The 15,075-nt window shown below is 56.2% G+C and carries 12 protein-coding genes; 9 read left to right on the top strand and 3 right to left on the bottom strand.

Annotation, left to right across the window (positions count from 1 at the left end):
* Positions 1-57 precede the first annotated feature (57 nt).
* On the top strand, positions 58-2,616 hold the full coding sequence (gene mrcA, locus SB13_RS15955) for a peptidoglycan glycosyltransferase/peptidoglycan DD-transpeptidase MrcA (RefSeq protein ID WP_026741300.1): 2,559 nt from the start codon (positions 58-60) through the stop codon (positions 2,614-2,616).
* A gap of 56 nt (positions 2,617-2,672) precedes the next feature.
* Here mrcA and nudE read toward each other — a convergent pair whose 3' ends face one another.
* Positions 2,673-3,236 carry an ADP compounds hydrolase NudE gene (nudE, locus tag SB13_RS15950; protein ID WP_026741299.1) on the bottom strand — a complete coding sequence of 188 codons (564 nt, stop codon included), beginning with the start codon at positions 3,234-3,236 and terminating at the stop codon, positions 2,673-2,675.
* A 389-nt stretch (positions 3,237-3,625) separates the two neighbouring features.
* Between nudE and SB13_RS15945 the strand changes: the two genes are divergently transcribed.
* The 5 genes from SB13_RS15945 to pckA all read left to right on the top strand — a co-directional run bounded on the left by SB13_RS15945 (position 3,626) and on the right by pckA (position 9,689).
* On the top strand, positions 3,626-5,770 hold the full coding sequence (locus SB13_RS15945) for an intracellular growth attenuator family protein (RefSeq protein WP_026741298.1): 2,145 nt from the start codon (positions 3,626-3,628) through the stop codon (positions 5,768-5,770).
* A gap of 91 nt (positions 5,771-5,861) precedes the next feature.
* Entirely contained in the window at positions 5,862-6,548 is a 687-nt protein-coding gene (gene yrfG, locus SB13_RS15940; RefSeq protein WP_026741297.1) for a GMP/IMP nucleotidase, read from the top strand.
* 9 nt (positions 6,549-6,557) lie between these two features.
* Entirely contained in the window at positions 6,558-6,971 is a 414-nt protein-coding gene (gene hslR, locus SB13_RS15935) for a ribosome-associated heat shock protein Hsp15 (RefSeq protein ID WP_026741296.1), read from the top strand.
* A gap of 25 nt (positions 6,972-6,996) precedes the next feature.
* Positions 6,997-7,869, top strand: coding sequence for an Hsp33 family molecular chaperone HslO (gene hslO, locus SB13_RS15930; RefSeq protein WP_026741295.1), 873 nt, complete (start codon positions 6,997-6,999; stop codon positions 7,867-7,869).
* A 200-nt stretch (positions 7,870-8,069) separates the two neighbouring features.
* Complete coding sequence (gene pckA, locus SB13_RS15925; protein ID WP_026741294.1) at positions 8,070-9,689, top strand: phosphoenolpyruvate carboxykinase (ATP); 1,620 nt, start codon at positions 8,070-8,072, stop codon at positions 9,687-9,689.
* A gap of 304 nt (positions 9,690-9,993) precedes the next feature.
* On the opposite strand, the gene envZ is transcribed toward pckA, so the two are convergent.
* Positions 9,994-11,367 carry a two-component system sensor histidine kinase EnvZ gene (gene envZ, locus SB13_RS15920; RefSeq protein WP_051619136.1) on the bottom strand — a complete coding sequence of 458 codons (1,374 nt, stop codon included), beginning with the start codon at positions 11,365-11,367 and terminating at the stop codon, positions 9,994-9,996.
* Positions 11,364-12,083 carry an osmolarity response regulator transcription factor OmpR gene (ompR, locus tag SB13_RS15915; protein ID WP_026741293.1) on the bottom strand — a complete coding sequence of 240 codons (720 nt, stop codon included), beginning with the start codon at positions 12,081-12,083 and terminating at the stop codon, positions 11,364-11,366. Before ompR ends, envZ begins: the two co-directional genes overlap by 4 nt.
* A gap of 248 nt (positions 12,084-12,331) precedes the next feature.
* Here ompR and greB point away from each other — a divergent pair, with 248 nt between their 5' ends.
* The 3 genes from greB (at position 12,332) to olsF (ending at position 14,911) form a co-directional block, all read left to right on the top strand.
* Positions 12,332-12,814, top strand: coding sequence for a transcription elongation factor GreB (gene greB, locus SB13_RS15910; protein WP_026741292.1), 483 nt, complete (start codon positions 12,332-12,334; stop codon positions 12,812-12,814).
* A 48-nt stretch (positions 12,815-12,862) separates the two neighbouring features.
* Positions 12,863-13,105: a hypothetical protein gene (locus SB13_RS15905; RefSeq protein WP_026741291.1), complete on the top strand. Its 243-nt coding sequence runs from the start codon at positions 12,863-12,865 to the stop codon at positions 13,103-13,105.
* 63 nt (positions 13,106-13,168) lie between these two features.
* Positions 13,169-14,911, top strand: a complete 1,743-nt coding sequence (olsF, locus tag SB13_RS15900) for a bifunctional ornithine lipid synthase OlsF (protein WP_051616386.1) — start codon at positions 13,169-13,171, stop codon at positions 14,909-14,911.
* The last annotated feature ends 164 nt before the right edge of the window (positions 14,912-15,075 follow it).

Here is a 15,075-nt window from a genome sequence, read left to right as displayed (position 1 = left end):
TACTTAGCGCCCGATTGCTTATAAACTATTCAACCGCTACTGAATGGAAAATCTCAGGTGAAGCTCGTAAAGTATTTATTCATCCTTGCAGTAACTTGCATTCTGCTGGGAGCCGCCTCGCTCTATGGCCTTTATCGCTATATTGAGCCCCAGTTACCCGATGTCGCGACGCTCAAAGACATTCGTCTGCAAACCCCGATGCAGGTATACAGTGCCGACGGCGAGCTCATCGCTCAATTTGGCGAGAAACGCCGCATTCCGTTGCAGCTATCCCAAATCCCGCCCGAGCTGGTGCACGCGTTTATCGCCACCGAAGATAGCCGCTTCTATGAACACCACGGCATCGACCCCCAGGGCATCCTGCGTGCGGCATCAATTGCGATGCTGTCGGGCCATGCGTCCCAGGGCGCAAGCACCATCACTCAGCAGCTGGCGCGTAACTTCTTCTTAAGCCCTGAGCGCACGCTGCTGCGTAAGGTCAAAGAGGTCTTTCTCGCCATCCGCATCGAGCAGATGATGACGAAGGATGAAATCCTCGAGCTGTATCTCAATAAAATCTATCTGGGGTATCGCGCGTACGGCGTCGGCGCGGCGGCTCAGGTCTATTTCGGCCGCACGGTGGATCAGCTGACGTTGGGAGAAATGGCGATGATCGCCGGCCTGCCCAAAGCGCCGTCGACCTTTAATCCGCTCTACTCCTACGACCGTGCGCTCGCTCGCCGCAACGTGGTTTTGTCACGAATGCTGGATGAAAACTACATCACTCGGGCCCAGTACGATCAGGCACGAAGCGAGAAATTGGACGCCGACTACCATGCGCCTAAAATCGCCTTCTCCGCGCCTTATATGGCGGAGATGGTGCGTCAGGAAATGGTGAAACGTTATGGCGACGGCGCCTATAACGACGGCTACAAGGTCTACACCACTATTACTCAGAAACTTCAGCAGGCCGCTGATGAAGCCGTGCGCAACAACGTGATCGACTACGATATGCGCCACGGTTACCGCGGCGCGGACCAGGAATTGTGGAAAGTCGGTATGCCGGCCTGGCCCGAAAAGAAAATCATTGAAACCCTGAAAAAACTGCCGGTCTACGGGCCACTGCAGCCAGCGGTAGTCACGGCCTCCGCCGCCGATCAGGCCACCGCGACCCTATCTTCAGGCGAAAAAGTCGTTCTGCCGCTGGAAACCGTACGCTGGGCGCGCCCGTTCAAAACCGACTACTTGCAGGGAGCCATACCGCGACGCGTGACGGACGTCCTGCAGGCGGGCCAGCAGATCTGGGTGCGCCAAGTTGACAACGTTTGGTGGTTGGCTCAGGTGCCCGACGTCAATTCCGCCATGGTGTCTTTGGACCCGAACAACGGCGCCGTATTAGCGTTGGTGGGCGGCTTCGACTTTAACCAGAGCAAGTTCAACCGCGCCACTCAGGCTTTGCGCCAGATCGGGTCGAACATTAAACCGTTCCTTTACACGGCGGCGATGGATAAAGGGCTGACGCTCGCGACCCTGCTAAACGACGCCCCTATTACCCGCTGGGATCCGGGCGCCGGTTCCGACTGGAGTCCGAAAAACTCCCCGCCGCAGTATGACGGCCCCATCCGGCTTCGTCAGGGTCTCGGACAGTCGAAAAACGTCGTGATGGTACGCGCGATGCGCGCGATGGGCGTGGACTATGCGGCTGACTATCTGGAGCGCTTCGGTTTTCCACAGCAGAACATCGTACACACCGAGTCACTGGCGCTGGGCGCGGCTGCATTCACTCCGCTGCAGATGGTTCGCGGCTATTCAGTGATGACGAACGGCGGCTATTTGGTCGATCCGTACTTCATCAGCAAGATCGTCGATGACTTCGGTAATACGCTGTTCGCCGCCGCACCGAAAATTGTCTGCGACAGCTGTAATTTGCCGGTAATTTACGGCGAAACCCAACGTTCCGTGGAGCTGTCTCCGGATTCAATGGAGAATGTGGCCACGTCGCAGGAGCATCCACAGCCCAACGCCGCGCCGCAGCCCGACCCAATTACCCCGCCGGAAGCGGCACGGCAAGCCAATCAGCCGTATGCGCCGCACGTCATCAGCACGCCGCTGGCTTTCCTTATCAAGGATGCCATGAACAGTAATGTCTTCGGCGAACCGGGCTGGATGGGGACTGGCTGGCGCGCAGGAAAAGTACTGCAACGTCATGATATCGGTGGGAAAACTGGGACAACCAACAACTCCAAGGATGCCTGGTTCTCCGGCTATGGGCCGAATATCGTGACGTCCATCTGGATTGGCTTCGACGATCATCGCCGCGATCTGGGGCGTTCGACGCTGTCGGGTGCGATCCGCGATCAGATTTCCGGATACGAAGGGGGCGCCAAGAGCGCGCAACCGGCCTGGGATAGCTTCATGAAAGTCGCACTGAGCGGCGTACCGGAGCAGAAAACCTCGCCGCCGCCGGGCATTACCACCGTCACTATCGATCGCAGCACGGGCATGCTGTCAGACGGAGGCGGTAACAGTCGTCAGGAGTACTTCATCGACGGGACGCAGCCGACACAGCACGCGACTCATGATTCCGGCACGACGTTGTACGACGAGGGCAGCGGTCAATCCGAGGAGTTATTCTAATTGCGCTATCAGGCAGGTGCGCTGAGACCAGCGCGCCTGCCTGCAGAAGTGCGATGCTATTTCAGGGAAGACGGCGAGACGAGGTGGGCGTGTGCCAGGAATAGCGCGCTGACGTTGCGAGCCTCGCGGAAATCCGGCTCCTGCAACAGCGACATCATCTGCGCCTGGGGCCAACGGACAGGGATCAACGGCTCCGGCTCATCGCCCTCTAAGCGCTGAGGATAAAGCCCACGGGCAATGACGATGTTCATCTGACTGGAAAAATAGGAGGGGGCCAGCGTCAACGTCGCCAGCAGTTCGAAGTGCTCCGCACCAAATCCGACTTCTTCCTTCAATTCGCGGTCAGCCGCTTCAAACACCGTTTCCCCCGCATCGATCAGCCCTTTGGGAAAGCCCAGTTCATACTGTTCAATCCCGACCGCGTATTCGCGGATCAGCAGCAGGTCATCGCCGATAACCGGCACTATCATTACCGCCTCGCGGCCGGAAGGACGCATCCGTTCATACACGCGGCGCTCGCCGTTGCTGAACTCCAGATCCACCGATTCAACATTAAACAGACGCGAGCGGGCTACGGTTTCAACCCCGAGAATTTTGGGTTTTTGCAGGTTATTTTCCATAGAAGCCCCGGTTACAGAGGAAATTGACTGACGCTGACCGCATATTTGGAAAAATACTGGTACGCTTCACAGCATGGTTGGTACGGGCATTTTGCGGCAATCGCGTTGCCGCCTGCAACTTTACCATACCAAAACAACAACATTGTAACACCTTAAAAACATAAGCTTTACTCATGTAAACCAAAGAGGCACCTGAATGAAAAAAAAATAGGATTATCCTCATTTTTGTTCATGTCTGGCCTTGTTAGCATCCAAGGATCAAGACAAGAATATATAAATTCAGTTAGCAAAGGCAGCCAGCAAAGCTAGATGGGGTAACTTAGCCTATGTATCTTTGTTAGTATCCAAAAAAAAACAGAGGAAACCTGACGCTATTGGATGGTAATGATATGAGTACAATACTCATCATATTGTCTGTATTGTTAGCCTGTCTGATTGCGGTAGGGGGTTTCATTGGCTATCGCATGTATCGTCGTTTTCTTTTTGCTAAACGCCTGCCCGTAGTCTCTGGACATCGCCAGCTGACCTCGACGGAACGCAAGGCTGTAGAACAATATTTGGTGTCGAAAGACGCTGGCAATACGCTGCCGCTTACCGCGTCGGCGTCTTCCCCACGTCTGACACGTTCTCTGCTCAGCAACCGTGTTTATCCCATCACACACAGTATCACCCGCTATGGGCTTAGCACCGATGCGCCGAATAAATGGCGATACTTCATTGATACACAAGAAGTTCACCTTCCTCCCAGTTGGGAACAATACATCACGCAAAATAACGAGATCGAACTCATCACCACACGTTCGATGCCGCTGGTCATTTCGCTTAACGGACACTCGATCACGGAATATATCAACAACCGAGATTCCTCGAACAACCGCGAACTGCCGATTGGCAATGCGTCGATCCTTCCGGAAGAAAACGAGCATACCGAACTGCTCTCCGTGCGGAAGGAAACGCGGGAAGAGTACGCCACGCACCGCTCTCGCGGGCTTAAAGACGCCGCCGTGCTTTGCTGCGCCTTTTTGCTTTTGGTCTTCAGCCTCAACAGCCCGCTGGCAGTGCTACCTTGGCTGGCGGGCACCGCCTGTATCCTGGCCGCATGGAGCTGTTGGCAGCTATTTCGAGCGCCTCGGGAAAAGGAGCTGCAGGACGTTCACTGCCTGAATGGCACGCCACAGTGTCTGGGGCTTTTCGGCGAGTCGAATCAGGGCCGTCTTGGCAACATCTCTCTCGGGAACATCGATCTGATTTATCCGCCGCACTGGCAGCCTTATATCGGTCACGATTTAGGGAAAAAGACCGATGTGGACATCTATCAGAACCGGCAGGTCGTACGGCAGGGAAAATATCTGTCGCTGCACAATGAAGTGAAACGCTTTCCCTTGCAGAAACGCGGCAAAAATATGGTGCTGGCCTGCGGCGCGCTGTGCAGCCTGCTGCTGCTGTTGAGCTACGTTCCGCTCGATCTACCGCTCAAGCTCAGCCTCGCCTGGATCAAAGGCGCGAATAACATCAAGGTCACGCAGGTCGACGAACTGGAGAAGATGCCGCTCCATGTCGGTGATACCTTGCAGGTGCGCGGCACCGGCATGTGTTACGTTCCACCGGTCGATCATGGCCCTACGCCTCCCAGCACGTCGGCCTTCCAGCCCTTCGACTGTTCCGCCATCTACTGGAACAAAGCTGACCCGCTACCGCTGCCTGAATCCGATATCATCGAAAAAACCATCGCCCTGCGCGCCACGGTTAACGATCAGCTGCATCCCTCCACGAGCGGCGACGGGGCCAGCTCACCGCTAGCCAGCGCGATCCAGAAGTCCGGCATGATTCTGCTCAATGATTTTTCCGACATCGTGCTGAAAACCGAAGACTTGTGTGAAAAGGAAGAGGACTGCACGCGTTTGAAGAACGCGCTGATTAACCTCGGTAATGTGAAAAGCTGGAACGTCTTGGTGCGGCGCGCCAGCTCTGGCGCGCTGAAAGGCACCAGCGTCATACTACGCCCGGTGAGTGCCGAAACGCTCGATACTCTGGTCAACAACGCCACGGACTACTTTTATTTGCAGGAGCTTCGCAACGCCACCAATGCGTTGAACAGTCCGCCGCCGGCCGGGTTCCTAATCCGTAGCGATGAAGGCAACCAGTTCGTCACCCACCCAGAGCCGATGACGCCGTTGCCGGAGTATCGACCGGCGGAACAGTGGCAGGAATTGCAGCGTTTGTCCGCTATGCTGCTGCACACTTCGTTCGAAGCCAGTGGCGTGATCACGGCCATCGCGCTTGACGCCAACGGCACACGCCATATCTCCCTTCACAGCGAACCCGATGCGGTCACGCTGTGGCGTTACCTCGGCAGCAGCGTGCTGCTTCTGCTGTTTACGAGCGTGTTCATTATCAACGTCGTGCAGTTGGTCATGAAACACCGCCGCAGCAAACAGCGTATTGCCGATATTCAACAGTATTACGCCAGATACCTGGCGCCGGAGACCTCCGCTACGCCAGCGTTACACGGCAGCGCCTCTCGCCCGTCGTGAAATCATCAGCCTTAAACCGGTATACTGGCGTACAGACACCCTCAGCCTGACGGCCGCCTCCGGCGGCAATGGCCTCTTTGCCGGAGTGATGATGATTTCCGAACTCGACTGGAATGAGATAGATACCGTGCTGCTGGACATGGACGGCACCCTGCTTGACCTCGCTTTCGACAGCTATTTCTGGCTGCAGTTGGTGCCGCAATCACTCAGCGAAAGGCGCGGCATTTCGCTGGAAGAAGCGAAAGAACAGATGGCGCACGAATATCAGTCCGTTCAGCACACGCTCAGTTGGTACTGCTTCGACTATTGGAGCCAGCAGTTGGATCTGGATATACGTCAGATGACGCGCGACATCGCTTCACGCGCCCGGCTGCGGGACGATACCGCGCCGTTTCTTCGTGCATTAAGGGATAGCGGTCGCCACACGGTTTTGCTGACTAACGCCCATCCGCACAGCCTGTCGGTCAAAATTGAACGCACAGGACTCGATCAGCACCTTGATTTATTACTTTCCACCCATACTTATGGCTTTCCGAAAGAAGATCAGCGTTTATGGCAGGCGGTACAAACTCAAATCGGATTCGACCCGGCGAGAACCTTGTTTGTGGATGACAGCGAACCCATTTTGGACGCGGCCAAGACCTTCGGAATCGGCTACTGTCTCGGCGTCAGCAATCCGGACTCCAGTCTGCCCGAGGGAAAAACGTTCCATCGTCATCCGGCGACCAACGATTACCGGACGCTGATCCCCGCCTTAACAGGCGCAACCGGTTTTTGAGGAGCATGTATGAGCAAAGCCAGCCAGCATGAAGACAACGCCGCGGTCCGGCTGGACAAGTGGCTGTGGGCGGCGCGGATTTACAAAACCCGTGCCGTCGCCCGCGATATGGTTGAAGGCGGCAAGGTTCACTATAACGGTCAGCGCAGCAAGCCCAGCAAACTGGTCGAACTGAATGCCGAGCTCAAACTACGTCAGGGCAACGACGAACGCACTATCGTGATCCAGGAAATCTGCGCGCAGCGCCGTTCTGCGCCTCAGGCGCAGGCAATGTACCGGGAAACCGAGGTCAGTATCGAAAAACGGGAAAAAATGGCGCAGGCAAGAAAAATGAACGCGCTGTCCATGCCCCACCCCGACCGTCGCCCAGATAAAAAAGAGCGCCGGGATTTGATTAAATTTAAATACAGCGATGCGGAATAACCCGCCGTCGCCGCGAGAAAATATTATGTCCACACACGATCAATTGCACCGTTACCTGTTCGAAAGCCACGCCGTTCGCGGTGAACTGGTTACGGTCAGCGACACGCTCCAGCAGGTGCTGGAGAATCATGAATACCCGGCCCCCGTACAAACTCTGCTCGGCGAACTGCTGGTGGCCACCAGCCTGCTGACTGCCACGCTGAAATTTAGCGGCGACATCACGGTTCAGCTACAGGGCGATGGTCCGCTCAAACTGGCCGTCATCAATGGCAACAACGATCAGCAGATGCGCGGCGTGGCTCGCTTGCAGGGAGACATCGCCCCTGAAAGCTCGCTGCACGACATGATCGGCAACGGCTATCTGGTGATCACCATCACGCCAACCGAAGGCGAGCGCTATCAGGGCGTCGTCGGCCTCGAAGGCGACACGCTGGCTGCCTGCCTGGAAAACTACTTCCTGCAGTCAGAACAGCTGCCGACGCGCCTGTTTATCCGTACCGGCGAGCACGAAGGCAAACCTTGCGCCGCCGGTATGCTGCTGCAGGTGCTGCCAGCCCAGGAAGGTCACCGAGACGACTTCGATCATCTCTCTCAGCTGACGACCACCGTGAAAGGCGAGGAACTGTTCTCTTTGCCAGCCAACGAAGTGTTATATCGCCTGTATCATCAGGAAGAGGTAACGGTGTATGAGCCGCAGTCGGTCAGTTTCCACTGCCACTGCTCGCGCGAACGCTGTGAGAACGCCCTGCTAACGCTGTCGGAAAGCGAAGTGGACGATATTCTGGCGCAGGACGGCAACATCGACATGCATTGCGATTATTGCGGTAGCCATTACATCTTCAACACGGCCGACATTAACGAAATTCGTCAGTCCGCCTCACGCACCCACCTGCACTAATCCCGCCTATGAAGAGGGCGCCGTCAGGCGCCCTTTCTTTTCAATCTGTGCTCGATATCACATTTTAATTACTTTTACGTCACAAGAATAAGCAAAGTTATTAAAGAATTTATTTAATTTTATGATAGTTCTCGTAGTTAAAATAAGCTCTGGCCCTACACTAATAGGCAGTAGGACAATACCCACTGAGGAGTAGCCACATGGAGATCAACGGCCAGATGTCACAGGCGCTTTCCGCTTACGGCATTCATGACATCCGCGAACTCGTCTATAACCCGAGCTACGATTTACTGTTTGAAGAAGAAACATCCCCTACATTAGAAGGTTACGAACGCGGCATCGAAACTGAGCTGGGTGCCGTCGCCGTCAACACCGGTATTTTCACCGGACGTTCCCCGAAAGATAAATACATCGTCCGTGATGACGTGACGCGCGATACCGTCTGGTGGGCCGATCAGGGCACCGGCAAGAATGACAACCATCCCCTCAGCCAGGACGTCTGGCTACAGTTGAAACAGCTGGTCGGCGAGCAGCTCTCCGGGAAACGCCTCTTTGTCGTTGATGCCTACTGCGGCGCCAACCCCGACAGCCGGCTGAAAGTCCGCTTCATTACCGAAGTCGCCTGGCAGGCGCATTTCGTCAAAAACATGTTTATTCGTCCCAGCGACGACGAACTGCGCGATTTCGTCCCAGACTTCACCGTGCTGAACGGCGCGAAGTGCACCAATCCGAACTGGCGGGAACAAGGACTCAATTCAGAGAACTTTGTTGCCTTTAACCTTACCGAAGGCATCCAGCTGATCGGCGGAACGTGGTACGGCGGCGAGATGAAGAAAGGGCTGTTCGCCATCATGAACTACCTGCTCCCGCTAAAAGGCATCGCCTCCATGCACTGCTCCGCCAACGTCGGCGAAGCGGGCGACGTCGCAGTCTTCTTCGGCCTCTCCGGCACGGGTAAAACCACCCTGTCCACCGATCCTAACCGCCAGTTGATTGGCGATGACGAACACGGCTGGGACGACGACGGCGTCTTTAACTTTGAAGGCGGCTGCTACGCCAAAACCATCAGGCTCTCGCAGGAAGCCGAGCCGGATATTTACGGCGCCATCAAGCGTGATGCGCTGCTGGAAAACGTGACCGTGCGCGCGGACGGCAGCATCGACTTCGACGACGGATCGAAAACCGAAAACACCCGGGTTTCTTATCCGATCGATCACATTCTTAATATCGTCAAACCGGTTTCCAAAGCGGGCCATGCCACCAAGGTCATTTTCCTGACCGCCGATGCGTTCGGCGTGCTCCCGCCGGTGTCTCGCCTGACGTCCGATCAGACGCAGTATCACTTCCTGTCCGGATTCACCGCTAAACTGGCCGGGACGGAACGCGGCATTACCGAGCCAACCCCAACGTTCTCCGCCTGCTTCGGCGCCGCCTTCCTCACGCTGCATCCCACGCAGTATGCCGAAGTGTTGGTGAAAAGGATGCAGGCTTCCGGCGCACAGGCTTACCTGGTCAATACCGGCTGGAACGGCACCGGCAAACGCATTTCCATCAAGGATACGCGGGGCATTATCGCCGCCATTCTGAATGGCAGCATTGAGGAGGCGGAAACAAAAACGCTGCCTATCTTCAATCTGTCTGTCCCAACGGCGTTGGCCGGCGTGGACCCATCAATTCTGGATCCGCGCGACACCTATGAGAGCGCCGCACAGTGGCAAGCGAATGCCGAAGATCTGGCTCAACGCTTTATCGCCAACTTCGACAAATACACCGATACCCCGGCAGGGGCAGCGCTGGTCGCCGCCGGTCCGAAGATCTGATCGTCATCAGCGACCACCACAACGAATGCCTGCAACCGCAGGCATTTTTTTTGATCCAAAGGACAGGCCGTCGCGCCGCCGAAGATCGATGCCAGCCCATTCGATAATCGTTGAATAGTCCGGGGGATTACCGGGAGACTATGCAGGGAGACGAAATGACGCTCGCTGTTTTTGCGCTCTACACTCACCCGAGCAAAGCCCTCCAACGAAGTGGGAGGACTAACCGGGAAGCGAGCTTAACGACGTGTAAAACCCAGAGGTGTCGCCGGTTGGGAAACCGGCGATAGCGGGAAATCCATTATCTTCAGGCGCCGGGGAGATTATCCGCCGTGTCTGCCGGTTCGAGGGCCGTTCTGGCGTAGGTCAGCGGCAGGTAGACTCTGACCAGCAGTCCTCCGCGTTCGCTGCTGCCCACTTCCAGCGAACCGTGATGCGCGTCAATGATGCGCTGCACGATAGCCAGTCCCAGGCCGGTACCGCTGGTACTACGGGCGCTGTCGCCGCGGACAAACGGCTGGAACAGATGTTTGAGGTTCTCGGGAGCGATACCTTCTCCGTCGTCCTCTACCTGGAACCAGGCACGCTGAAGTTCGCTGCCGCTGCTGACGCGGATCCAGCCATTACCGTAACGGGTGGCGTTGACCACCAGATTCAGCGCCGCGCGTTTGATGGAAAGCGGGCTGGCATTGACCAACAGCTCACCTTCCCAAAACTCGCTGTCGATTTGACGTTCATAACCGCTTTCCGAAGCGACCACCTCGCCCAGAATACTGTTGAGGTCGGCGATCTCCATCTGCATCTCCTGACCAGTGCGCAGATAGTCGATGAACTGTTCAATGATGGCGTTGCACTCTTCGATATCTTTATTAATCGACTCCGCCAGATACTCATCCTCTTTATCCATCATCTCCGTCGCCAGACGAATGCGCGTCAGCGGCGTGCGCAAATCATGGCTGACGCCCGCCATTAGCAGGGTGCGATCGTCCGCCAGAAGCTTGACGCCTGCCGCCATCTGGTTGAAGGCGCGGGTCACCGATCGTACCTCAGACGCGCCATACTCCCGCAGCGGCGGCGGGATAATGCCTTTCCCGACCTGTAACGCTGCGTGCTCCAGCTCCACCAACGGTCGGTTTTGCACCCGGATAAACAGCCAGGCGCCGCCAATCACCAGCAGCATAATCGCCAGGGTATAACGGAAGAGCGGCGAGAAGTCGCCCTGATGAATTTCGGTCAGCGGCACGCGCACCCAGATGTCGGGAGACAGCCAGGTTTTCAGCCACACCACAGGGGTATTTTTACTGACTTCGACCCGCACTTCCGTCGGGCCGCCCAGCTGCTGCGCCATTTGCTGGCTCAGAAACTGATAATGCTGCGCCCAGCGCAACCCGCTCTCTTCCGCCGCGGCATTGGTATACAGCGAAATGCCCAGCTCCCGGTAGATTTCTCGCCGAAAGGCCGGCGGCACTTCCAGCGTAGATCCATCTTCCAGCTGCAGCTTATCGGTCATCAGCATCCTGACCTCATAGGCCAGCACCTTATTGAACTGCTGCAAACTCGGCAGGATGGCGAAGTTCAGCACGACAAGATAGGTGGTCACCAGGCTGACGAACAGCAGGGTGACGATCAGCAACAGCGTTCGGGCAAAGGAGCTGCGCGGAGAGAAGCGCCAGCGTCTCATGCCTTACTGCCGTCCGGGACGAAGACGTAGCCCAGACCCCAGACGGTCTGAATATAGCGCGGGTGCGCCGGATCTTCCTCGACCATGCGGCGCAGGCGGGAAATCTGTACGTCGATGGAACGTTCCATCGCGCTGTATTCGCGACCACGGGCCAGATTCATCAGCTTATCGCGAGACAAAGGCTCACGCGGATGACTGACCAGCGCCTTCAATACGGCGAATTCGCCGCTGGTGAGCGGCATCGGCTCATCGTCGCGGAACATTTCGCGCGTCCCCAGATTCAGCTTGAACTTGCCGAAAGCGACAATCGCCTCTTCCTGCGACGGCGCGCCCGGCAGTTCGTTCGCCTGACGGCGCAGTACCGCACGAATACGGGCCAGCAGTTCACGTGGATTGAACGGCTTCGGAATATAGNCGTCCGCGCCGATTTCCAACCCGACAATGCGATCCACCTCTTCCCCTTTCGCGGTCACCATGATGATCGGCATCGGGTTGCTCTGACTACGCAGGCGACGGCAGATAGACAAGCCATCTTCGCCCGGCAGCATCAGGTCCAGCACCATCAGGTGGAAGGACTCGCGCGTCAGCAGACGGTCCATCTGTTCCGCGTTGGCGACGCTGCGTACCTGAAATCCTTGCTCGGTTAAATAACGCTCCAATAACGCACGCAGACGCATATCGTCATCAACGACCAGAATTTTGTAGTTCTCTTGCATTTTATTCTCCAAAGACGGGATGAACGCCTATGTTGATATTGTTCAAAACTTGTTAAACACTGGACAATCTTTTCTGGTATATATTCTAATCATAATTGTTACAAACCATATAAAAATACGTTGTAATCAAACATTTCCTTTGTCCATATTCGAAGAGCATGACATATAGACAACATTAATTCCGTTATCGTTGACAGACGACCGTCGTGACACCGAGATTTAATAACATATATTTTTAACCGAGACGTATGAAAACCGATCTTATTACCCGTGAAGGATACGAGTCCCTGCATCAGGAACTCAATTACCTGTGGAAAGAGCGCCGACCGGAAATCACAGAAAAAGTCGCGTGGGCCGCCAGTCTGGGCGACCGTAGCGAAAACGCCGACTACCAGTACAACAAACGGCTCCTGCGTGAAATCGACCGGCGCGTCCGCTACCTGCGCAAACGCCTACAGGTGGTGCGCGTGGTGGATTACTCGCCGCAGCAGGACGGCAAAGTCTTTTTCGGCGCGTGGGTCGAGGTAGAAAATGAAGACGGCGACGTGAAGCTGTTTCGTATTGTCGGCCCGGACGAGATATACGGCCGTAAGGACTACATCTCCATCGACGCGCCGATGGCCCGGGCGCTGCTGAAAAAAAGCGTCGACGAAGAGGCGGACGTTCCGACGCCCACCGGGAGAAAAACCTGGTACATCAATAAAATCGCCTACGGTACGACAGCCCCATAGCGCCGCTGTCACGCATCCGCCACCCTCATTCACACGTCAGGCGGATGCGTGAAAATACCCTGTTATCACAACAATAAAGCGCCTGATTCCTTTATTAACGGCGGTGCTTTTCACGCAAGAAATAACCGCATTGGCGCGCAAAACATTATTTCCCCTTTCATCAGCGTGTTATTTCTACGCTTTCGACGAAATAAAACGCTCAATATCCCACCGCTTTACAGCGCTATTTTTGCGGCCATAGAAGAGGCCCAAACACGCGGCGAAAAAAGCAAAATCACCGGTTTAATCTAATCTGAAATATATGTGTCATTTTTATCACTTACCGTGACTCTTGTTGATCATGGAGATCCGAATATGTTCAGCTTAGACACCTTATTGCAGGATCTGGCTCCGCATAGACACACGCCAACCTGGCAACGCACGGTATTACGAACGCTGCTGTTTGAGCAGGAGATGCAGCAGTTCGCTCAACGTCATCCCCACCTGCGGGGACTCGATCTGGTTGAAGAAATACTGGACTATTTCGACCTCGACTGTGAAATGGTTGAAGGCGATCTGGAAAACATACCTAGCCACGGTCCGGTGGTTCTGGTGGCGAATCATCCCATCGGCTCGCTGGATGGTCTCGCCTTGCTGCGGCACGTCGCCAGCGTGAGGCCGGATGTCCGCATCGTCGCCAGCCAGCTGCTTTCCTACGTAGAACCGCTGAAATCGCTGTTCTTCTCCGTCGACAACTTCAGCAACCGCACCAACCGTCAGCAAATCGCCCACATCCAAACTCATCTCAATCAGGATGGCGCCGTCATCCTGTTCCCCGCCGGCGAGGTCTCGCGCATCAGCCTGCATGGGATCCGCGACGGCCACTGGCACAGCGGCTTTATTCGGATGGCGGCCAAAGCGCGGGCTCCCATCGTCCCCATCCACATCAAGGGACGCAACAGCGGACTTTTTTACCTCTCGTCGCTGATCTATCGCCCATTATCCACGCTGCTGCTGGTAAGAGAGATGTTTCATCAGCGCGGCAATAAGCTCAGCCTGCGTATCGGGCCGCAGATCCCTTACGCGACATGGAGCCAGGGAGAGTGGCAGGCCAACGATATGGCGGCCCGTTTCCGCCGCCATGTTTACCGGCTGGGTCAGGGCAAACCGGGCTGCTTCTCCGGTGAGAAGCCTATCGCGCTGCCGGAAGATCGGTCGCGGCTGAAGCGGGCGCTGACCGAATGCGACGTACTGGGCACCACCCCAGACGGTAAAACGATTTATCTCTATCAGCGTAAAGACGAAGACTATTCGCCGATTCTGCGGGAGCTTGGGCGCCTGCGGGAGATCGCCTTCCGCGCCGTCGGCGAAGGCTGCGGGATGCGGCGAGATCTGGATCACTTTGACGACCACTATCTGCATCTGGTGCTGTGGGATGAAGAGAAGCTCGATATCGTGGGGGCCTACCGTTTCACGACCACCGCCCATCAGGACCCGCATCAGCTGTATAGCCACAGCCTGTTTCAGTACGGCAGCGAGATGGAGACGATACTCGCCAGCGGTATCGAGCTAGGTCGCAGCTTCATTCAGCCCAAGTATTGGGGAAAACGGGGACTGGAATATCTGTGGCTGGGCATCGGCGCCTATGTGGCGCGCTATCCGCAATATCGTTATCTGTTCGGCCCGGTGTCGCTGTCCGGCACGCTGCCCATCACCGCCCGGGACCTGCTGGTGGCGTTCTATCGGCTGTATTTCCCGCCGCGTCAGCCGCTGGCGCGGTCCCGGCGCCCTTACCCCGCGTCGTTGCCGGATGTCCTGAAGCAGTTCGAAGGCACCGACTATCAGGAAGATCTCACGCGTCTCAAGAGTATGCTCAACAACCTGGGCTGCGCGATCCCGACGCTTTACAAACAGTATTCCGAACTGTGTGAAACCGGCGGCGTGCAATTCATCGACTTCGGCATCGACCCGGACTTCAACAACTGCATCGACGGGCTGGTACTGGTGGACTTACAGCAGCTCAAACCCTCGCGTTATCAGCGCTACATCGCGCCGTTCGCTGCGGAATCCGCGCCCGAGGACGCGCCGCAAAGCGACAAAGCCGAGGTCCCCGGCTAACCGATATCGAACCAATGGACGCGGAGGGGTTGCCCCCCTTCCCGTCTTGTTTTCCCAATCACCTCCTGCGTCATCCCCCGACGCCAGGCTTACGATCACAACATCAGTTCACACTTTTCAGCGCCCCGGCGCGCCCGAGCGGCACGTTATTCAGCTACGCTTTT

Origin of the sequence: Lonsdalea quercina subsp. quercina, from assembly GCF_000688695.1 — a bacterium.
GTDB lineage: Bacteria > Pseudomonadota > Gammaproteobacteria > Enterobacterales > Enterobacteriaceae > Lonsdalea > Lonsdalea quercina_D.
The sequence above is the reverse complement of the archived record's forward strand: the minus strand, read 5'-3'. Positions and strand labels throughout refer to the sequence as shown.